We start from the raw sequence: 19,795 nt of genomic DNA on the forward strand, positions 1-19,795 counted from the left end.
TTCCGTCTCTCATTAAAGGGGTTGTTTAACAAATCAATCATTCGTGCTGCTTTCTGTATTCACAAAATGATGAGCAGGACCCGACAGGCGCTGAATAACGAAGCTCCGAAGCGGCTCGTCCACTCCAATCTCCTCAAGCGCTGCACTCATACAAGCTAACCAAGCTTCTGCCCGCTCCGGAGTAACCGGAAAGGCCATATGACGTGCCCGCATCATCGGATGACCGTACGTATCGGAATAAAGAGATGGCCCCCGAAAAACTGGGTCAGAAACATATACTGCTTCTCCATTACCGGATCAATATCTTCTGGGAAAAGCGGACCGATAAGCGGGTTTTCTACAACTCGCGGATAGAAAGCCTCAACCAGACGTCTGAGGGTCTCTGCCCCGCCAAGATTATCGTAAATACTCAGATTGGGGTTCACCCTACACTCATCTCCTAACTTCCTCACTTAAAGGTAATTCAAAAAGTCCGGACTGGATTTTTGAATCTCCTCATAATATAGAGCTTGTACTTAGATAAATTATACCAAAAAAAAATAAAAGCTCCTATCGGAGCTTGTTACAAGTAATAAATTTAGTTCATTAGTAGCTATGCCAATCCTCTTCACCAGGATGGACAAGAGAGGCACGAATGACGTATACAAAGGCGCATACGAGAATACCAGCAACAAAACTCATATTCAACACCCCATCCAAAAACGATTTTATAGTGCTATTTTACCATATGGATACAAAAAAAACAGCACTTTATGAAATCGCTTTCCTATTTTTTTGGTGATGTTTGTCCTTCCGGACTCATACACTGGATTATGACCCAAGTGGAGGCGTTATCCATGAACAAAAGCTGGACAACAGCGATTATTCCTCTATTAGCACTTATTTTCACCGTAATGATGCTGATCTATCCTACGGTTTCCTGGGAGGCGGGGGTACGCGGATTAGCCATTTGGTGGACGTGCTCTTTCCGTCCTTATTCCCCTTCTTTGTGATTTCTGAGCTTATGCTTGGTTTTGGCATTGTTCATTTTATAGGCAAACTGCTCGATCCTCTAATGCAGCCGTTATTTCGTATTCCTGGAACAGGTGGCTTCGTCGCCGCTATGAGCTTCGCATCAGGCTATCCAGTCAGCGCTAAGCTAACCACTAAGCTACGTAGACAACTGTTAATCGGCCGTGAGGAAGGGGAGCGACTTGTCGCCTTCACTACAACTTCGGACCCGATTTTTCTAATTGGAGCTGTATCCGTCGGCTTCTTTGGCAATCCGAAGCTAGCCTGCGCTCTCGCTCTCGTTCATTACGGCAGTGCCATCATCGTAGGCTTTATTATGAGATTTTATGGTACGAAACGAAGTACAGACGGATCAACAAATCCCACAACCAAGAAATCAACCGAAGCGCGCTTTAGTATCCGGCTTGCTCTAAGAGCTATGCATGAAGCAAGACTTGTGGATGGACGTAGCTTAGGAGAACTGCTGCGCCATTCAGTAACTTCGTCCCTTCAGCTCATGGTCGTCGTGGGTGGATTGGTTGTATTTTTCTCCGTCATCCTCGAGGTGTTGACCGCTGCAAATGTAATGAGCTTCTTCTATAACATTGTGCAAGGAATGCTTACTCTTCTGCATCTGCCCCTGAGTTAGCCCAAGCCTTTGTAGGCGGAACGTTCGAAGTCACACTAGGAGCTAAAGCATCCGCGGCCCCCGTCGGTGTCCCGCTCATGTTCAAGGCAGCAGCAGCGGCCTTCATTCTATCTTGGGGCGGCCTGTCGGTGCATGCACAGGTTGCCAGCATCCTGAATGATACCGATCTGCGCTATCTCCCTTTTTCTTCGCCAGACTAATTCATGCTTTTCTGGCCGCTACACTAATGCTCCTTGTCTGGAAGCCGCTGATGGGTGTAACCCCCTCCCTCAAGCCACTGGAGCAACCCGAACAGCTACTGCAACGATGGAAAGAAGTACCTAGTCTTTTTATACTGTTCATAAAAATTGTAGTGACGCTGCTTATTTTATCTCTTTTGGCTCGAATCATTCAGCAGATCCTGTCATCTTTGCCTTGGCAAAAGGGAAAACCGAAAAAATGAAACGTTGTGTTATTTTTCATAATTGATTATGATCTTTACAGGAATTATATAAAGTTTGCAAAGGAGCCTATCATCTTGAGATATTACGTTCTGGACCGCGGAGATCAGCTGTCTTGCGATCTTAGCAAGTCCTTTCACAAGCTGGCGGGGGAGCAAGGACTAATACTGGATTCCGAGTCCCCAGATATTGTTGTGTCTATCGGCGGGGACGGCACGATGCTCCATGCATTTCATACATTCATTAACCGCATCCCTTCCATCGCTTTCGTGGGAGTACATACAGGCCATCTCGGTTTCTACGCCGATTGGAAAGCAGATGAAATCCCCGAACTAATTCAACTCATGAGCGGACAAAAAGACAGGCGCCAGCTGAATCCCAGAGTCGTCCATTATCCCCTACTGGAGGTGGAAATTGTTAAGAAATCCGGTACCTCCTCCTTCATCTGCCTCAATGAATTTACTCTAAAAAGTGTGGATGGCGGGACAATTGTAGCCCAAGTTGACATTAACGATCAGATGTTCGAAATGTTTAGAGGGGACGGTATTTGCATATCTACACCTTCGGGAAGTACTGCGTACAACAAGAGCCTTGGGGGCGCCATGGTTCATCCATCCATAGAAGCCATGCAAATCTCTGAGATTGCCTCGATCAACAATCGTGTTTTCCGTACGATGGGCTCGGCCTTGGTCCTACCTAAGCATCACCATTGTGATATCTACTCACGCAAAGAGCAGAATTTGATGCTTACCATTGATCATATCAATACACCTGTAACTGATCTTATCTCGGTCCGTTGTCGGGTTGCCGAGCAGAAGATCAGTTTTGTGCGCTATCGTCCTTTTCCATTCTGGAATCGGGTTCGCAATGCATTTCTAGGTTAATCTTATTTTGCAAAGGATGGACAATGATGAAGTTGAATAAGTTAGGTAGGAAATTTATCGTTCCTCTGCTGGCCCTGATGCTCACCCTTCCGCAGGCAGCAAGCGCAGCCGCCGATAGTACGGAGCAGACCAAGGATTCGGAGCTTGAGGTTCTGCAAGAGGTGCTCGACTATTTGGATTCATATAATATCGAGGGAGCACAAAGGCAGGAATTTATCGATAATGCGATACGTGGAATGATCTATACCCTGGATGATCCATACAGCGATTATTTATCTCCTGAAGATATGGAGCAATTCGCAGGTAGCATCAATCGAGAATATGTCGGCATCGGCATTACGCTTAGATATGCCAAAGACAATCTGTATATTACCAGCGTGCTGGACGGCTCCCGGCCAAGAATACCGGACTTAAGCAAGGAGATATCATTACTAAAATTAACGGCGCTCCCGTCGCCGATATGGAGGATATCGATCTTAGTGGACAAGCGGATACAATTATCCGTATCACAGTTAAGCGCGGTACAAGTAACCTGACCTTTCCTGTCAAGCGTACTGAATTCTCGCTCAATTCGGTAACAGGAAAGCTGATTCCCTCTAGCACAATTGGATATATTTCCATAGCTTCATTCTCAGAGGACGCGGACGAGGAATTCGCCAAAGTATTAAGTACGTTGAAGGGCCAAGGTATGAAATCGATGGTGCTCGATCTGCGTGATAATCTGGGGGGCTATGTTGAGTCGGCACAGAACATCGCCAGTCAGTTCATGAAGAGTGGTACACTTATGTACACGGCTGACAAGAGCGGCAAATTGGAGAAAGTAAGCATCACAGACGGCAAAGATATTGGGATGCCCGTCATTGTTCTAACGAATGAATGGACCGCCAGCGCTTCTGAGATCCTTACTGGTGCACTGCATGATAATGGAATCGCCAAAGTGATCGGCGCCCAAACCTATGGCAAAGCCCGCATTCAGAACGTCTTCCAATTATCTAACGGTGGATATCTCAAGATGACAATCGAGCGCTATTTAACGCCGAATAAAGTAGACTTCAATCATATCGGCCTGAAGCCCGATATCGAGATCACAGGCAGTCCGGTCGCTCAGCTCATTGCTGGCCTGCACAAAGCCGGTCTGAAACATGTTGACCTTAGCGGCAGTGCTTATTCGTTGAAAGTGAATGGTGTTGAACTGAACGGTTATATCGATACTGTGCAGAACGGCAGCAAGGTCTACGCCCCGGCCCGAGTACTCGCGGCTCTCATACAAGGCAGCACGACTTGGAACAAGGCGGCACAGAAGTTGGTTATCACAGATCAAAGCGGGAAGAAAACTGGCTTCACCTTAGCATCCAAGAGTATTAAAATGATCGACGATGAGTCTTATGTAGAACTGCATGATTTCGCACAGAAGTTCCCGAATTTGAAATGGAGCTATGGGCAGGGTATTATTCATTTATCTTATTAAAATAACACCATAATAAAACGGCTGCCGATTTACTCGGCAGCCGTTTTCTCTTCTTCATAAGCTATTTTGTTGGAAGGCTCTTTCGGATTATCTTTCATCTTCTGCAGAACAAAGTAGGCACATCCAAAGTTGCAATACTCGTTAATATACTCGGTAATACCGGAATATGCCGTGTCGCGTGTTACTTTCGGATGATTGTCACGCAGAAAGCCCTTTAGACGCAGCTTCTCATAGCCCCAATCACCGATGATGTAATCATAGCGGTCCAGCACTTCGCTGTATCTTTGCTTGAATGCTTCCTGATCCCAAGCATCCTTATGATTGTACATCAGTTCATATGTTCTGCCGCCAATGTGGATCACTGGCTCCCCCTCCTTAATCGCCCTTAAGACAACGTAGCCGCGCCGTCTTTGTGGCTCTTGGCCGATTTAACCTGTTCATGCGCATGATAAGAACTGCGAACGAGTGGACCTGATTCAACGTGGCTGAAGCCTCGCTTCATTCCCTCTTCCTTCAGCTCTGCGAATTGCTCAGGTGTATAATACTTCTCGACCCGAAGATGCTTCGGTGTCGGTTGTAAGTACTGACCGATCGTAAGAATATCGCAGTCTACTGCCCGCAAATCATCCATCGCCTGCAAAATTTCATCCCATTCCTCACCTACACCAAGCATAATACTTGATTTCGTAGGAATATCAGGCTGCATCTGTTTCGCTCTTTGCAGCAACTCTAGAGAGCGATGGTACTTCGCCTTCGCCCGAACGCGATCAGATAGACGCTCTACCGTCTCAATATTATGATTCAGAATATCAGGTTTAGCATCCATGACAATACGGAGAGAAGCCTCGTCCCCCATAAAGTCAGGAATCAATACTTCAACAGAGCAGAGAGGTAGACGCTTGCGCATAGCAGCGATTGTTCCTGCAAAGATCGAGGCGCCGCCATCCTTCAAATCATCCCTAGCTACACTGGTAATAACGCAGTGACGTAGATTCATATTTTCAGCAGCTTCAGCGACACGTTCTGGCTCTTGTAGATCCAGCTCAGTAGGCATTCCTGTATTAACCGCACAGAAGCGGCAGGCGCGTGTGCAAATATCGCCCAAAATCATGAAAGTTGCTGTACGATTAGCCCAGCATTCATATATATTCGGACAGCGTGCCTCTTCACAAACCGTATGTAAAGTTTTTGAACGCATCATTTTTTTAATGTCCTGATAGTTATCGCCTGTCGTCAGTTTAATTCTAATCCAGTCCGGTTTCGGTTCATTTGCGAGCTTCGACAAGATAAGAAACCTTCCTTCTTCATTGTTTTGTATTATAGATCTTTGTAATCCCACAATGACATTTATTATACCATGAATCCACTGGGAATACCTACTCAATAAATTGGAATAAAAACACAACATTTGTCCCAACCTAAGTGTCAGTGTGGACCTGCGTCTATCGATTACAAACCTCTCACAAAGGAGGAGACGATACCTTGAAAATATCCTTTTCATCCCTATGTAACAAGACGATCGGCTGTCTTATCATCGTCTCATTGACAGTGGCTTCGCCTATCGTTGAGCCAGTAATCACCAAAGCCCAGACCACGGCTACTCCTGAGAAACCAGGTACAGCCCAAACCAGTCTGAGCATCTATGAAATGAGACGGGAGCTATATGAGAAGGTCAGCATTCAAACACAAATTCCGTGGTACTGGCTTGCTGCTGTTGATCAGTATGAACGTACGATAACGCCGCGCTCGCGCAAAAAAGCGAAAAAGGATAATCAAGTCGACCGGTTAACCAGCATTAGGTTTAAGGAGGGCATCTGGTCCGGACCCATTAATCCCGATCCAGCCGACAAAAATCTGGCTACGATTGCCTTGTTCGGTGGGATCGGCAAGGATGCTTCAGCAGATGGAGCCGCCGATCCAGCGGATGACCATGACGCCATGTTCACGATGGCCTCTTATCTGATCAGTCTCGGTTATGAGGAAGAAGATTTTCAGATTGCCCTGTGGCGATATTATCAGACTGATTCCGCCGTCAAGCGCATTCGCCAATTCGTTAAAATCTATAAAACGTTCGGGCATATCGATCCTACCGCCAGCGCATTTCCACTCCCAATCAACAGCATTTACACGTATCGTGATACATGGGGAGATCGGCGAGGGTGGGGCGGCCTACGCACGCATGAAGGAACAGACTTGTTCGCCTCCTATGGAGTACCGGTACGGAGTGTATGCTATGGAATCATCGAGACCAAGGGATGGAATCCCTATGGTGGATGGCGCATTGGCATTCGCGATCTGAACAATCGATATCATTACTACGCCCATCTACAAGGATATGAGAAGAAAATCGAGATCGGCGATTTAGTCACACCAGGCCAGGTGATCGGCTGGGTCGGCAGTAGTGGATACGGTCCTCCGGGCACGCAAGGAAGGTTCCCTCCCCATCTTCATTACGGGATTTACCGCGATACCGGTACAACAGAGTGGGCCTTTAATCCGTACCCCCTCCTCCAGCAATGGGAAAAGGCCGAGCGAAGACGTAGCAAATAAGCGAAGAAATTAACGGCTCACTCATCTGCTACAGACCAGCATCAGCCCATACTTTTAATGCCCCGATGACTGCGTCGTATCTTGCCCGGTCTCCTGCTCCCCATCTTTCGGGATGACCGTTCCATCTCCAGGCGAGTTGCTGTCTCCATTAGACGGCAGCTCGCCTGTTTTATTTGGGGACGGTAATGCTATGTTAGGAGCTCCGGCTTGACTCCCTACCGGATTTCCTTTGCTGTCATAGTAATACATAGGGACATCGCCAACGACAAGTAGGTAGGAGACAGGGATTTCCGTCTCTACAGATTGCGGTTCCATATCAAACGGCACGACGACGGACAATTCCGCTTTCACCCGCAAATACACCTCGACCAGAATCATATTGATGCCGGCGTCCTGTTTACGGGTGTTCAAATCGACCTTCACGTCCCCTTGAGGCTCGATCTTAATCGGAATTCGTGGTCCGAACGAGGCTAGAATCGGGCTGCCCAGTGCTTGCCCAGCGGAATCGTCTCCGACAAATGCGATACTTCCTCCAGCGTGTTACGTACCGTTGCGATCGTATCCGATGTGATTTTCATATGCGAGGAATAGTTCAGCATGAACCCCGATACTTTCCCGTTACCATCCATCTTCCAATCAATCAGCCGATCAACCTGATCCGTATTCGCCACCTGCGAAGTGATCGCTTCATTAATCGATTCCGTTGCAAGTTGCTTAACGCGAATGCTGGCCAGATGCATGATGGGCCCCTTCATATGCCTGTCAACATAATTATAAAATTGCACAAACCCAAATAAGGTGATCATCGTGATAATCAACCACAACCAACGTCTGCTTCCAGACCTTCTTCTCGGCCGTCTTCTCCTGCTATGCCAACCTCTTCTGAACCGCAGCATCTCTCACCCTCCCAGCCAGCAACAACTTCTAGAGATTCGTTGTTCAAGTCCGCTTGAAAACTGGCCCTTTTGAACACACATATCTATACAAGTTATGCGGAACCTGTACAAAAAAGAAGGACTGCCATTCTAGGGGTCATTCTCTGGAGAAATATTATTGGTAGTCACGGATCTTCTTTCTTTGGAATACAAAAAGACTGGAAAAGATCAAATAGAACACTGATTCTTTTCCAGTCTTAGTCCTGTTTGGACAGGAGTTATTTACTTGTTAAAATACCGCTGTCGTAACCCTTCGTACAACAGTACAGACGCGGCCATGGCCACATTGAGTGATTCCGCTTGGCCGCGCATCGGGATAATCAGTCCGTCATCCATCAATGTGCGAACTTCTTCACTTAACCCGCCGCCCTCACTACCAAACAACAGCCAGACTGGCCGGTGAAATCATACTCATAGCAATTAACCGCCGCCTGCAGGCTTGTGCCTGCAAGCCGGATGCCCCGTTCCTTGGCTTGTGGTAAAACTTCCGGTAATCTACAACGCAAGATGGGTAAATGGAACAACGAACCCATCGTGGAACGGATGACCTTGGGCTATAGATGTCAGCACTACCCGAGCCGACAATAACGCCATCAGCACCTACGGCATCCGCAGTGCGAATAATAGTGCCGACATTGCCGGGATCCTGGACTCCATCGAGCACAACGACGAGGCTGCGATCCTTGTCCAACAAGGACTTCATCTGCACCTGCTCGTCTACCTTACGGAGAACAGCAAATACAGGTTGAGGCGTCTTCGTATCGCTGCACTTGGCGATCACCGCCTCTGATACCGCGATCCAGTTCACATCGAGTCGCGCAGACGCCGCCGCAGATAATTCCGCAGGGACGCCACTCTCCTTCTCATAGCATACACACTCTATGTCCGCACCTGATCGAAGTGCCTCCTGGACTAAATGGATGCCTTCAATCAAATACTTATGCTGCTTATCTCGATGCTTCTTCTCGAGCAACAGGGCCCATTCTTTTACTCGGGCATTTTGCGGTGATAAAATTTCTATCATGTTCATTTCATCCTAACCGGTGAAGATTCTGAATAAGCCAGTTCCAGCTTCGTTAAATCATTCTTCTGTCCTACGATAATCAGAATGTCACCTTCCGCAAGACGATCATCCGCTGTAGGCGAAATATTCATCTTCGTCCCCCGCTTGATCGCCATGACGTTACAACCGAATTTGGCCCGAACGTCCAGCTCCTTCAGGTTCTGTCCAAGCATGGCAGAAGTAGCCCGCATTTCAGCAATACTGTATTCATCTGATAATTCTATATAATCCAGAATATTAGGCGAAGTAAGATGATGCGCTACTCTAAGCCCCATATCTCTTTCTGGATAGATCACTTTATCGGCTCCGATCTTGTTCAGCACTTTACCGTGCAGCTCATTCTGGGCTTTAACGACGATAAGCGGTCCACCAAGATCTTTTAATATTAGAGTGGTTAGAATACTGGCCTGAATATCCTGACCAATCGCCACAACAACTACATCGAAATTACGGATACCAAGTGCTCGCAGCGCCTCTTCATCCGTCGAATCTGCGGATACCGCATGTGTAACAATATTGGATACGGCCTGGATTCTTTGTTCATTGGCATCGATAGCAAGTACATCGAATCCCATACCACTAAGTGCATTCGCAACACTAAGACCAAATCTTCCCATCCCTATAACGGCAAATTGTTTCTTTTCTGTGCGTGCCACAATTCATCACCCCGAACTTTTGGATTCGATCTAGTATACCATATTCGTATTAAAACTTGAATTTATACAGGATGGATCGGGAACATTAACGACTGGGCCTATACTATTTCAAGGAGGGTTCTCCATGTCAATTATGCTCGATTTGCGCCAGGCTGTCATTCACAAGGTACATGGCAAAGACAAGGAAGGGCTGCGCGAGATGATTGAGGGCTCTATTGATGCCCAAGAAGCAGCGCTACCCGGTCTTGGCGTCATGTTCGAGATTCTCTGGAAGAACATCGATCAAGCCAAGCAGGACGAATTGCTCGCCATCCTCGATCAGCAGCTTGCTCAAATGGAAATGAAGCCATTGAAATAAGATTGTTGCCCCAGTTATACAACAAGCCTTTACTCAACCGTTATTCGGCCAAGTAAAGGCTTGTTGTATAAGTCCCCTTTGATCACGAGGTAAATCAGGAGGCTATCAAGGCATCGAATCTTGAATTCAGCCGGGCCTTAGCGGATGCTTACGAAGTCATGTTTCCTACGGAAACATCTTAGGTGCTCACGTACCAACTACGTACGCTCCGCTACTCAGTCCCTAGCTTCATCCAACCTTCTCGGTGCTGAAAGTCTGACTTTTAATTAAGGAGCAGTCTCCTGGAACTTCGCGTCCGGATTTTTCTCCATCGCCGTCCGCATCGCATACTCGTTCTCGAACAGGGCTACATAGTTGCCCTTCTTATCCGTAACAAGTGTCGAATTAATACGGAATTTGGATGGATCGATCTTCTCGGCAATGATCCAGCGAGCGAATTGAAATGGCATGCGCTGCAATTGCACGTCTACACCATATTCATTTTTCATTCTGTATTCGAATACTTCGAACTGAAGTTGACCTACAACGCCTAATAGTGTGTCTTCAAACCCAACCGTTGTAAATACTTGAATTGTACCTTCCTCGGTCAGTTGATCGATACCCTTCTGATATTGCTTATGCTTCAGCGCATTCTTTACAGTAACCTTGGCGAATATCTCAGGTGAGAAGGTTGGCATTTCGTCAAAGACAACGCCGCCTCCCTGGCTTAACGAATCACCGATACGGAAAATGCCCGGATCGAACAATCCAATAATGTCTCCTGGATAAGCCTCACTTACAATATCCCGATCCTGAGCCAAAAATTGCTGTGGCTGAGATAGCTTAATGTCCTTGCCGGTTCTCGTTTGCTTCACCGACATACCGCGTTCGAATTTGCCGGATACAATACGCAAGAAGGCAATTCGGTCACGGTGGGCCGGGTTCATGTTCGCCTGAATCTTGAACACGTAGCCCGAGAACTTCTCGTTCGTAGGCTCAATTGGCCCTTCTGTGCTGCGGCGTGGCTCAGGTTTAGGAGCCAACTGAAGGAAGTTCTCAAGGAAAGTCTGTACCCCAAAGTTATTCACCGCACTACCGAAAAATAACGGAGTAAGCTGTCCATTCTTTACCTTCTCCAGATCAAATGGATCTCCGGCCACATCAAGTAGTTCTACATCCTGACATAGCTGATCATGCAAATATTCTCCCGCCATCTCACGGATGATTGGATCATTGTAGTCCTCAACCTTCTTCACTTCAATTTGGTCGTGATCGTCTCCTTGGAACAGCTCTACCTGATTCTTCATGCGGTCATAAACACCACACAATTCGCGCCCAGAGCCGATCGGCCAGTTCATCGGAACAGAACGAATGCCCAGTACCTGTTCAATTTCCTCCATCAGATCAAACGGGCTACGCCCTTCACGGTCCAGCTTATTAATGAATGTAAAGATCGGGATGCCCCGCTTGGCACAGACCTGGAACAGCTTGATCGTCTGCGCCTCGACCCCTTTGGCCACGTCGATCAACATGACGGCTGCGTCAGCAGCTGTCAATGTACGATACGTATCCTCACTGAAATCCTGGTGACCCGGAGTATCCAAGATATTAATCCAATGTCCTTTATAATCAAATTGCATCACGGAAGAGGTTACTGAAATCCCCCGCTGCTTCTCAATCTCCATCCAGTCACTCGTTGCATGCTTGCTGGCTTTACGAGCCTTAACCGAACCGGCTGAACGAATCGCTCCCCGAATAGCAGCAATTTCTCGGTTAAAGTCGTCTTCCCGGCATCCGGGTGGGAAATGATTGCAAACGTTCTGCGTTTATCCACTTCCTGCTGCAGCTCTTGCTCCAATGCTTTGCTCATTCTCACTTTCCTCTCGCTTCACAAATTCATGCCTTTTATTTTAACATATTTTCTGTATCAAGTACGCATATTACTTCACGGCACTCGGCAAAAAAAGACGCACCAAACTGATTTCCGTTTGGCGCGACTCTCTACACTACTTATTATCGTTAAATCCAGTATCGGATATACTTACTGCTTGATCCAAATTACATTGTCCTCTTCTTGTCCGTTCACTGGCCACCAGTGGAATCCATCAAGGCCGAGCAACTCATCAGCTTGCTCAGGACCCCATGATCCTGCAGGATACATGTGGATGTCAGATGGGTTCTTAGCCCAAGCTGAAGCGATACGATCCACGAAGGACCAAGCTGCAGCCACTTCATCCCAACGAGTGAAGTAAGTGGAATCACCATTAGCCGCATCATAAATGAGACGTTCATAAGCTTCCGGTGAGTTAATGCCTACCTGGCAGCTTTGGCAGAATTCCATAGCGAACGGTTCAATCTTCGATTCTGATCCCGGCTTCTTGGCATTGATCTTGATATATATCCCTTCCATCGGATTGACACGGATGACGAGCAGATTCGGTTCAAGATTATGCTTCTGACCCAGATATACATTCGTAGGCATTTGCTTGAATTCTACCACGACTTCAGTAGTCTTTACTGGCAGACGCTTACCGGTACGAATATAGAACGGTACACCGGCCCAGCGGAAGTTATCTACAAATACCTTAGCGGCAAAATAAGTTTCCGTATTGGAATCCGGATCTACCTTATCTTCTTGGCGATAGCCTGGCAATTCTTTGCCACGGCTCTCTCCCGCTTTATACTGGCCACGAACGACATGAGCCTTAACATCTTCCTCGGACTCATACGGACGCAGTGAGCGAAGTACCTTAACCTTCTCATCACGGATGTCCTCCGGATATAGACGGCTTGGCGCCTCCATGGCAATCATCGTCAGCATCTGCAACATATGGTTCTGGCCCATATCGCGTAATGCTCCCGCATGATCATAGTAGCCACCACGTTCTTCAACGCCGACTGTCTCGCTCAGCGTAATCTGCACGTTAGCAATATGCTTATTATTCCATAAAGGTTCGAAGAAGGAATTCCCGAAGCGAATAACTTCGATATTCTGAACCATCTCTTTGCCGAGATAGTGGTCAATCCGGAAAATCTCCTCTTCCTTGAACACTTGGCTTAATTCTTCATTTAACTTCTGAGCAGAGCTCAGATCGTAACCGAACGGCTTCTCGATCACAAGGCGATGCCAGCCTTCGCTAGCAAGCATGCCGCCCTTCTTAAGGTTAAAGGACACGCTGCCGAACAATTCAGGAGCCAGCGCAAGATAGAACAAGCGGTTACCTGGTATATTAAAGCGATCTTCTACGGATTCGGTCAAATCCCGTAATTCATGGTACCCATCAATATTGTGGATATCCAGCGATTTATAAGAGAAATGCTCCGCAAATTTCACCCAAGTCTCACGATCATTGTCTTTGACTTTATAGCGGCAAAATTCTTGAATGGATTGGTACAGATCGTCCCGGAACTCATCATGAGTGCGCGGTCTCCGGGCAACGCCGATAACTGCAAAATCCTCAGCCAGCTTCCCTTCGCGATATAGCGAATAGATAGCAGGAAAGAGCTTACGACGCGCCAAGTCCCAGTTGCACCAAAAATAAAAAATACCGCTCCCGGTGTCTGAAGTGATTCTAGATTTTGATTTTCAGTCATGGCTCCTCATTTCTTTCTATATATTATAGTGTATGTTTATTCAATTCCTATCAATACCATCACCTTACAAGGGCATCACTAGGTAGTGATGTAATTTTAGCACATTAACGCGAAGGTTGCATCATATTCATATCGAAAATCGTTAGCTTTCATGAAAATTCATCTAATATTAATCTAACATTAATTTTAAGTTCATCTTGTTCATCATAATCAGTATTCTACCGTAAGCAGTGGGGATCCGATGGAGATTTCCCGCCCTCCGGTTTCTTCATTATAATGAACCGCCATTTGCAGTGCGATTTCATGATCTCCGCTCTGAACGGATATTGGCAGTCCGCCAACTTCATAGGATCGGCTTATTGTCTGCGATTCTTCATCAACATACTCTTCAGCGCTATGAAGCCCCAATTCCGGTCCTGTCTGCTCTTCGATCTTATTCAATAGCTTCTGAATTGACGCACTAGAATATTCGGGCGACTGGGCCACCATTTCTAATTCTTTGGAAAGACCTGATACTACAGAACCTTGCAGAGCCGCATTCCAGTTCACGTCAACCCCCTCATCCTGAAGCGAATGACCGTAGGTGGTCTGTAATTCACTGAAAAGATCAGCATTCACACGGGCATCCCCATCCATGAGTAGGATGACATAATAGGAAGTTCCCCCTTCTTCGGGCATAACGGATAATTTGGAATAGACTCCTCCGTTAGAGCCAAGAGCGTTATAAACACGATGACCCTGAACTTCATTCTCTATCGGGGTAGACAAGCCAAGCCTTGAAGCTAGAGCATAAGCAGCTTCGCTAGGCTCGAGCAGCGAATTCCAGGTTCCCTGCCATTTCACAGTAGCACGAAGCGCTCCATCCGTTGAGCGCTCTGCTAGCGCAAGCACGCTTTTCCATTGTTTATCAGCTGTATCTACTTTATTCATCTTATTCCCATCCAGTGCTGAGAAGCCAATGATCACCATAATAATTGCGAAACCTATCATCATATAACTACAACGCTTCAGTGTATTAAGCCAAACTCGTTCTTTTCCCGGCATGCTAAGCCCCCGAATCTGAGAATCTAGTAATCTATGAAACTAGGATTCCCTTCCCGGCAGCTATTTATACTTCATTCCCTCCCTATCGATCTACCGTCCAACAAATTGAAAATAAAAAAACGCCTAATGGCGTCTTCTCAGAACTAATATGAATTTAATCTTATTCTGCAAGCCCATTCTTGTAAGCATAGATTGCCGCCTGAGTACGGTCATCTACACCAAGCTTAGCTAAGATATTCGTGACATGGAATTTTACCGTCTTCACACCAATGATCAGATCATCAGCAATTTCCTGGTTGGACTTGCCTTGTGCTAGCAGCCGGAGCACGTCCATCTCCCGGTCAGTAAGCTCCTCGTGGGCAGGCGTCTCCGCCTTCGGCTGTCTCAGCCGGTTCATCATCTTCGAGGCCACCTGCGATTCCAGCACCGATTGCCCTCTGGCAGCTGCACGAATCGCTTCAGCAATCTCGGAGGCACGAGACGTCTTAAGCAGATAGCTGAAGGCTCCCGCTTCAATGACAGGGTACATCTTCTCATCGTCCAGATAACTCGTCAGCACAATGACTTTGCAGTCAGGATACAATTTTAGCAACTCTCTCGTCGCTTCAATGCCATCCATCCCCTCCATGACCAGATCCATCAGGACTACATCGGGTTTATATTCCTGGGCAAGGCGAATTCCTTCCTCCCCGCTGCTTGCTTCACCGACGACCTCGATTCCATCTTCGGTTCCGAGTACAGCAGCTAGACCAATCCGCACCATTTCATGATCATCAACTAGTAGTACTTTGATATCCCTTTCATTATCTATTTCATTCTCCATGACATGTATCCTCCCCGTTCTCTTCGTTCATTAACGGTATTGTGATTTCGATACAGTACCTTTACCGGGAGCGGTAATAATCTGGATTGAACCTCCGACCTCAAGCACTCGCTCCTGCATCGTCGACAAACCATAGGAGGCTTGCTTCTTCTCATCTAGCTGGAATCCCATTCCATTATCACGAAGCGTTACCTTGACGATATCACCCCGCCGATGAATACGAATTTCCATCTTATCCGCCTTGGCATGACGCATCGTATTCGACATCGCCTCTTGAATGATGCGGAACAGATGATTCTCAATCCCTTTCCCGAGATTAAGTCCTTCGTCCATTTCTAGCATCATCTCGATTGGTACCTTTGCTTTCAACTCGCTAACGAGCTCCAGCAAACCTTGGGATAACTGCTTGCCCTCCAAATAGACCGGACGCAAATGTAGCAGCAGTGCCCTCATCTCGGACTGGGCTACTGAGGCCATCTCCTCAATCAGCTCCACCTGTCGCCTTGCTTTCTCAAAATCCCTGTCCATTGTCCGACCTACCGCCGTAGCGGTCATCGATATAGCGAATAACTGCTGAGATACGGCGTCGTGAAGCTCACGAGCAAGGCGCTGCCGTTCCTCGACAATCGCCGATACGCGAGCTTGCTCAGCAAGCTGCGCATTATGAGTTGAGAGGCGCTGTAAGGAAGATACCTGCTCTTCCCAGCGCTTGCCGATTCGCACAAGTTGCTCGCCCAGCTGTCCAATCTCATCTTCACCCAACTCCGGAACCGTTCCGGTCTGGTTCCCCTTCTCCCATTGCAACAACGCATCGCGCATCAAATCTACTTTTTTCTTATATTTGTAGCCTTGCCAGAAACCATAAATCGAACCGAGACTGATCAGTAGCGTCAGCAGGGTCAGCCCTGCCATAATACCTTTCTGCCAAGAATCAATCAGTTGAAAATAACCGTATGTATATAGAACGTATAGAATAACCGCCAATAGAATAAAACAGAAGAGGATCCCTCCCGCATACTGCGAGAGACCATGCTGACAGGCTTCTTTCTCTTCATGTGGTGCAGATCCTCCTCTGTTTACTAGTATAAGTACGTGTTCCGAAAGGCGAGTGGACTTTTGGAATAACCTCTTTAAGATATCCGTATATCAATATCTCCTACAACATAGGAGATCATTATTTTCACTTTTTGCTCACAGGTATCATAGTTCGGCGATCTCCAGTTCACCCGATTCAATATGCCTGTTCGACGTTCTTGTCCCAATTCGATTTGCCCGAAGAGTACAAAGGCTTCGATTTCAATTCCATAACCCTCGAATAAGCTCATATCAATGTCACCGACGATCCCTTGGAACATCAATACATGATGAGGACCTTCCATGATCGCTAGTGACAGATCAATATCTAATTCACCAAGAATATGCCACATGCTCGTATTCTGCAGCACCCAGGGATCGCGATCCCAATGGACGGAAGAAGTAATATTTTGCCTTTGAGTATAGCTGCCATGCGGTTGGACTTTGCGTACCTTCGCATAATAAAAACCAAGTGAGATCATCAAAATGGCTACGACCAGCATGAAATTGTTCAGCAGGATCAAACCTACACCAACGGCAAGCAGGATATATCCTGTCTTTACGTCCTCTCCTTGGCGAACCTTATATATGCCATAGCCCAATAAGAAGAGCGCAACAATGGTAAAGAAGCTAAGCCCTTTCCCGAATATCATCATAACGCCGAGAGCAATCAATCCTGCGGCCAAGAGTCTTTTTCGCTTATCCATGTCGCACCTCCTGCCGTTCTAAGAGTTGGAAAAGCCATAACGGTATATTCTACCGTATGGCTTCACCACGTCTAGCATAACATATTGTCTTTGAGACTTGTAGCTATTATTCTGCGCTCTCTTCACCCGCTGGGGTTGTATTAAGCTTAGCTTTCAAGGCTTCCAATTGTGCGTCTACCTTCAGTTGTTTCTCGGCATCTGCTGGGTTTACATAGGTCGTAGACGGCTCTCTGCGGTATACCACGCCTGCCACTTCAGCTTCTGCTTCCATTTGCATGATCTTCTCTTCCATGCGTTGGAAACCGACCGATGCGCTGCCGTTGTCGATGGAATGTAGGCTGCTGACTTGCGACATTTGCTTTCTCGCCTTAGCCATTTGTGCACGGCTTACGAGTTCATTGCGTTTGTTACGCAGCTTGTAGAATTCATCCTTCATTTCATGAAGCTGTTCTTTCAATTCAGCAGCATGAGCTTCAGAACTGGCATGCAATTGGCTGAATTCAGCTTGCTTCTGATCATAGTGGATTTTCTCTTCCAGCAATCTGCGGCAACTTCCTCTTGGCCATTCTTCAGAGCAACTTCCGCTTGAGCCTCTCTCTGTGCCGAGATGCGTACAGCCTCCTCCAAGCGCTGCTTCATTCTGCGTTCATCCGCCATTTGCTTGGCAACTGTCACCTCAGCATCACGGATTTCCTTCTCCATGTCACGCAAGTACTGATTCAACATGACAATTGGATCTTCCACCTTATCGAGCATATCGTTAACAGACGCCTTTGTAATATCCTTAATTCTTTTGAAAACTCCCATTTTATTATTCTCCCTTCTCGTAATTGGAGACCTTCTTGCGAAGCTCCTCGAGTTCTTTTTTCATTGCTTTCATTTCAATGTCTTCCATCATAGAGTCCAAATCCGAACTCCCGCGGTTAGCGGAGTTAACTCCTGAACTGCCGAATTGTCCTGACGGACCGTTATAGAAATTGCCGCCATATGACCGACCATTCCCGCCAAAGTTGCTTCCACTTCCTCCTGGGCTGCCTGGTGATCCTCCGCCAGGTCCGCCGAAGCCACCGTTACCACCGTTACCGTACCCCCCGCTATTTTGCCACCCGCTGTTAAAATACGGGTCACGGGGAATATATGGTTCTTTGGAGATGACTAGGGAGGCAATCAGATAGATCATGATCGTCGTCCCGCCCGTAAAGAATACACTGAAGATCATTACTACTCTAAGTAATGCAGGACTTATTCCGAATTTCTCACCTAATCCGCCAAGCAACTGGTGAACCATCTGTCACGTCTTGAGCGGTACAATCTATCCATAAGCTCACTCCTCTCCCTTGCCTTGCAGCTTCTGCTTCAGACGAGAGAGCTCATCATCAAGCGTAGAGTTCGCTTGGGTTACGAAATCCTGTCCTGTCTTGCGAAGTTCGCGAAGGCTGCGGGCTTCCCATTCCATATCGGATACCCGGTCCTCCAGACGATTGAACATCTTGGGAACATCCTGTGTTCCAAAGCCATTCATCCGCTGATTCATGCGCTGCTGCAAGCGAAGTGTTTCCATTCTTGCGAAATAATATTGTCTCTTACTATAGACTACCTGATATTCGGTCTTTAATTCATTCAACTGACTCTCAAGATCCTGCAGCGACTGCCGGCTTTGTTCATAAAGATCAGCGTACTGAGTAATTTTCTCCTCATACAGCATCTTCTCTTGAAGCGCGAGCTTGGCCAGATGTTCTTCCTCAGCCTTGAGGGCAAGCAGTGCCTGTTCTTCACGTTTATCACGCATCACTTTGGCTTGATCAACTTGCTGCTTCAATTGCTTGGTATGGCCGGCATATTGGTAATGCAATTTCTCAGCCTCAGCAATCTCCTGGCGGGTCTCGATCAGGAACTGATCGATCAATCTTACAGGGTCCTGTGATTCCTCCAACCATTCATTCAAATTCGCTAATGTAATATCTCGCACTCTACGAAACACGCTCATGGCTTTCCTTCCCTCCTATACGATCGGTAGTACGTTCGTAAGTAAATTCATTATCCACATCAATATCCGTGGTTCTTCCCTCTAAGTAAGGAGACACCGTAGATGATAATACCAATACCAATTGCCGGTACGATCAACCAGGCTAATTTAGAGATCAAGGACAGGATCCCGAAGATCAGGACGATCCATCCAAAAAATGCATTTCCACGGCGGATTCCGTAATAGCCTAGTGCAACCATCGCAACTGCGAACAATATTCCGAACAAGCCGCCGAGTACAGTTCCCAGAAGCGGGGACAACTTGCCGAGCAGGATCAGAGCGCCCAGAGCAATTAGTATAACCGCAAGACCATTTGACCTGTTGGTTCTCATTCCATATTCACCGCCTTTCAAATTGATTAACCTTATGTCTATATTGTAGGTCGAATCAAGCTTCTTCAAAACGGACCGGGACGGTTCTTTATACTAGACCTAAGTCGGGGATACAATCAGACCTTAGAGAGGTAGTTCAAAAATATCGATTTTGATCACGAAGTATACCTAGGAGCGGACTCGACGTCGAATCTTGAATTCACCGGGTCTTCCGGTGCTCACG

At 47.0% G+C, this 19,795-nt stretch carries 16 protein-coding genes and 7 pseudogenes; 7 read left to right on the forward strand and 16 right to left on the reverse strand.

Features of this window, described 5'->3' with window-relative positions; translation table 11 throughout:
- Nucleotides 1-33: 33 nt before the first annotated feature.
- A pseudogene (locus tag RE628_RS23975) lies at nt 34-425 on the reverse strand (globin).
- Nucleotides 426-784: 359 nt separating this feature from the next.
- Between RE628_RS23975 and RE628_RS29830 the strand changes: the two are divergent.
- The 5 genes from RE628_RS29830 (at nt 785) to RE628_RS23995 (ending at nt 4,431) form a co-directional block, all read left to right on the forward strand.
- Nucleotides 785-1,639: a nucleoside recognition domain-containing protein gene (locus RE628_RS29830; RefSeq protein WP_375142997.1), complete on the forward strand. Its 855-nt coding sequence runs from the start codon at nt 785-787 to the stop codon at nt 1,637-1,639.
- Nucleotides 1,640-1,716: 77 nt separating this feature from the next.
- Nucleotides 1,717-1,839 carry a hypothetical protein gene (locus RE628_RS29835; protein ID WP_375142998.1) on the forward strand — a complete coding sequence of 41 codons (123 nt, stop codon included), beginning with the start codon at nt 1,717-1,719 and terminating at the stop codon, nt 1,837-1,839.
- A 317-nt stretch (nt 1,840-2,156) separates the two neighbouring features.
- The gene (locus tag RE628_RS23985; protein WP_309155651.1) at nt 2,157-2,963 is read left to right on the forward strand and encodes an NAD kinase; all 807 of its coding nucleotides are present in this window, start codon (nt 2,157-2,159) and stop codon (nt 2,961-2,963) included.
- A gap of 23 nt (nt 2,964-2,986) precedes the next feature.
- Nucleotides 2,987-3,499 carry a S41 family peptidase gene (locus RE628_RS23990; RefSeq protein WP_309155653.1) on the forward strand — a complete coding sequence of 171 codons (513 nt, stop codon included), beginning with the start codon at nt 2,987-2,989 and terminating at the stop codon, nt 3,497-3,499.
- Nucleotides 3,424-4,431: a S41 family peptidase gene (locus tag RE628_RS23995; protein ID WP_375143000.1), complete on the forward strand. Its 1,008-nt coding sequence runs from the start codon at nt 3,424-3,426 to the stop codon at nt 4,429-4,431. Before RE628_RS23990 ends, RE628_RS23995 begins: the two co-directional genes overlap by 76 nt.
- Before the next feature lie 29 nt (nt 4,432-4,460).
- Here RE628_RS23995 and RE628_RS24000 read toward each other — a convergent pair whose 3' ends face one another.
- Together RE628_RS24000 and lipA are read right to left on the reverse strand one after the other, a co-directional pair.
- Entirely contained in the window at nt 4,461-4,793 is a 333-nt protein-coding gene (locus tag RE628_RS24000) for a YutD family protein (protein WP_309155655.1), read from the reverse strand.
- Between the two features lie 23 nt (nt 4,794-4,816).
- Nucleotides 4,817-5,716 (reverse strand): lipoyl synthase, encoded by a 900-nt coding sequence (lipA, locus tag RE628_RS24005; RefSeq protein WP_309155657.1) that lies wholly within the window; start codon nt 5,714-5,716, stop codon nt 4,817-4,819.
- Between the two features lie 197 nt (nt 5,717-5,913).
- On the opposite strand from lipA, the gene RE628_RS24010 reads away from it, so the two are divergent.
- A complete protein-coding gene (locus RE628_RS24010; protein WP_309155659.1) occupies nt 5,914-6,981 on the forward strand; it encodes a M23 family metallopeptidase in 1,068 nt (355 codons plus the stop codon).
- Nucleotides 6,982-7,035: 54 nt separating this feature from the next.
- Here the strand turns inward: RE628_RS24010 and yunB are convergent.
- The 3 genes and pseudogenes from yunB to RE628_RS24025 form a co-directional block, all read right to left on the reverse strand.
- Nucleotides 7,036-7,805 (reverse strand): annotated as a pseudogene (gene yunB / locus RE628_RS24015) (sporulation protein YunB).
- A 333-nt stretch (nt 7,806-8,138) separates the two neighbouring features.
- Nucleotides 8,139-8,937 (reverse strand): annotated as a pseudogene (locus RE628_RS24020) (TrmH family RNA methyltransferase).
- A gap of 5 nt (nt 8,938-8,942) precedes the next feature.
- A complete protein-coding gene (locus tag RE628_RS24025; protein WP_309155661.1) occupies nt 8,943-9,635 on the reverse strand; it encodes a potassium channel family protein in 693 nt (230 codons plus the stop codon).
- Nucleotides 9,636-9,759: 124 nt separating this feature from the next.
- On the opposite strand from RE628_RS24025, the gene sspI reads away from it, so the two are divergent.
- Nucleotides 9,760-9,993, forward strand: a complete 234-nt coding sequence (gene sspI / locus RE628_RS24030; RefSeq protein ID WP_309155663.1) for a small acid-soluble spore protein SspI — start codon at nt 9,760-9,762, stop codon at nt 9,991-9,993.
- Between the two features lie 266 nt (nt 9,994-10,259).
- Here sspI and RE628_RS24035 read toward each other — a convergent pair.
- The 10 genes and pseudogenes from RE628_RS24035 to RE628_RS24080 all read right to left on the reverse strand — a co-directional run bounded on the left by RE628_RS24035 (nt 10,260) and on the right by RE628_RS24080 (nt 19,572).
- Nucleotides 10,260-11,842: pseudogene (locus RE628_RS24035) on the reverse strand (peptide chain release factor 3).
- Nucleotides 11,843-12,013: 171 nt separating this feature from the next.
- A pseudogene (gene zwf, locus RE628_RS24040) lies at nt 12,014-13,566 on the reverse strand (glucose-6-phosphate dehydrogenase).
- A gap of 210 nt (nt 13,567-13,776) precedes the next feature.
- Nucleotides 13,777-14,610, reverse strand: coding sequence for a hypothetical protein (locus RE628_RS24045; RefSeq protein ID WP_309155665.1), 834 nt, complete (start codon nt 14,608-14,610; stop codon nt 13,777-13,779).
- 160 nt (nt 14,611-14,770) lie between these two features.
- Nucleotides 14,771-15,433, reverse strand: coding sequence for a response regulator (locus RE628_RS24050; RefSeq protein ID WP_309155666.1), 663 nt, complete (start codon nt 15,431-15,433; stop codon nt 14,771-14,773).
- Nucleotides 15,423-16,488: pseudogene (locus tag RE628_RS24055) on the reverse strand (sensor histidine kinase). The gene RE628_RS24050 and the pseudogene RE628_RS24055 overlap by 11 nt, the downstream one beginning before the upstream one ends.
- A 75-nt stretch (nt 16,489-16,563) precedes the next feature.
- Nucleotides 16,564-17,214 carry a cell wall-active antibiotics response protein LiaF gene (liaF, locus tag RE628_RS24060; RefSeq protein ID WP_309155667.1) on the reverse strand — a complete coding sequence of 217 codons (651 nt, stop codon included), beginning with the start codon at nt 17,212-17,214 and terminating at the stop codon, nt 16,564-16,566.
- A gap of 106 nt (nt 17,215-17,320) precedes the next feature.
- Nucleotides 17,321-17,958: pseudogene (locus tag RE628_RS24065) on the reverse strand (PspA/IM30 family protein).
- Between the two features lie 67 nt (nt 17,959-18,025).
- A complete protein-coding gene (locus RE628_RS24070; RefSeq protein ID WP_309155668.1) occupies nt 18,026-18,502 on the reverse strand; it encodes a PspC domain-containing protein in 477 nt (158 codons plus the stop codon).
- A 36-nt stretch (nt 18,503-18,538) separates the two neighbouring features.
- Nucleotides 18,539-19,201: a PspA/IM30 family protein gene (locus RE628_RS24075; RefSeq protein ID WP_309155669.1), complete on the reverse strand. Its 663-nt coding sequence runs from the start codon at nt 19,199-19,201 to the stop codon at nt 18,539-18,541.
- 59 nt (nt 19,202-19,260) lie between these two features.
- Nucleotides 19,261-19,572 (reverse strand): hypothetical protein, encoded by a 312-nt coding sequence (locus RE628_RS24080; RefSeq protein ID WP_309155670.1) that lies wholly within the window; start codon nt 19,570-19,572, stop codon nt 19,261-19,263.
- Between the last annotated feature and the right edge of the window lie 223 nt (nt 19,573-19,795).

Source organism: Paenibacillus sp. D2_2, from assembly GCF_031199965.1.
Taxonomy (GTDB): Bacteria; Bacillota; Bacilli; order Paenibacillales; family Paenibacillaceae; genus Fontibacillus.

Bases quoted from the DNA above. Each gene is read 5' to 3' on its own strand.
- RE628_RS29835 (WP_375142998.1), top strand. From the start codon at position 1,717: ATGTTCAAGGCAGCAGCAGCGGCCTTCATTCTATCTTGGGGCGGCCTG.
- RE628_RS23990 (WP_309155653.1), top strand. From the start codon at position 2,987: ATGATGAAGTTGAATAAGTTAGGTAGGAAATTTATCGTTCCTCTGCTG.
- RE628_RS23995 (WP_375143000.1), top strand. From the start codon at position 3,424: ATGGAGGATATCGATCTTAGTGGACAAGCGGATACAATTATCCGTATC.
- sspI (WP_309155663.1), top strand. From the start codon at position 9,760: ATGTCAATTATGCTCGATTTGCGCCAGGCTGTCATTCACAAGGTACAT.
- RE628_RS24045 (WP_309155665.1), bottom strand. From the start codon at position 14,610: ATGCCGGGAAAAGAACGAGTTTGGCTTAATACACTGAAGCGTTGTAGT.
- RE628_RS24050 (WP_309155666.1), bottom strand. From the start codon at position 15,433: ATGGAGAATGAAATAGATAATGAAAGGGATATCAAAGTACTACTAGTT.
- liaF (WP_309155667.1), bottom strand. From the start codon at position 17,214: ATGGATAAGCGAAAAAGACTCTTGGCCGCAGGATTGATTGCTCTCGGC.
- RE628_RS24070 (WP_309155668.1), bottom strand. From the start codon at position 18,502: ATGGTTCACCAGTTGCTTGGCGGATTAGGTGAGAAATTCGGAATAAGT.
- RE628_RS24075 (WP_309155669.1), bottom strand. From the start codon at position 19,201: ATGAGCGTGTTTCGTAGAGTGCGAGATATTACATTAGCGAATTTGAAT.
- RE628_RS24080 (WP_309155670.1), bottom strand. From the start codon at position 19,572: ATGAGAACCAACAGGTCAAATGGTCTTGCGGTTATACTAATTGCTCTG.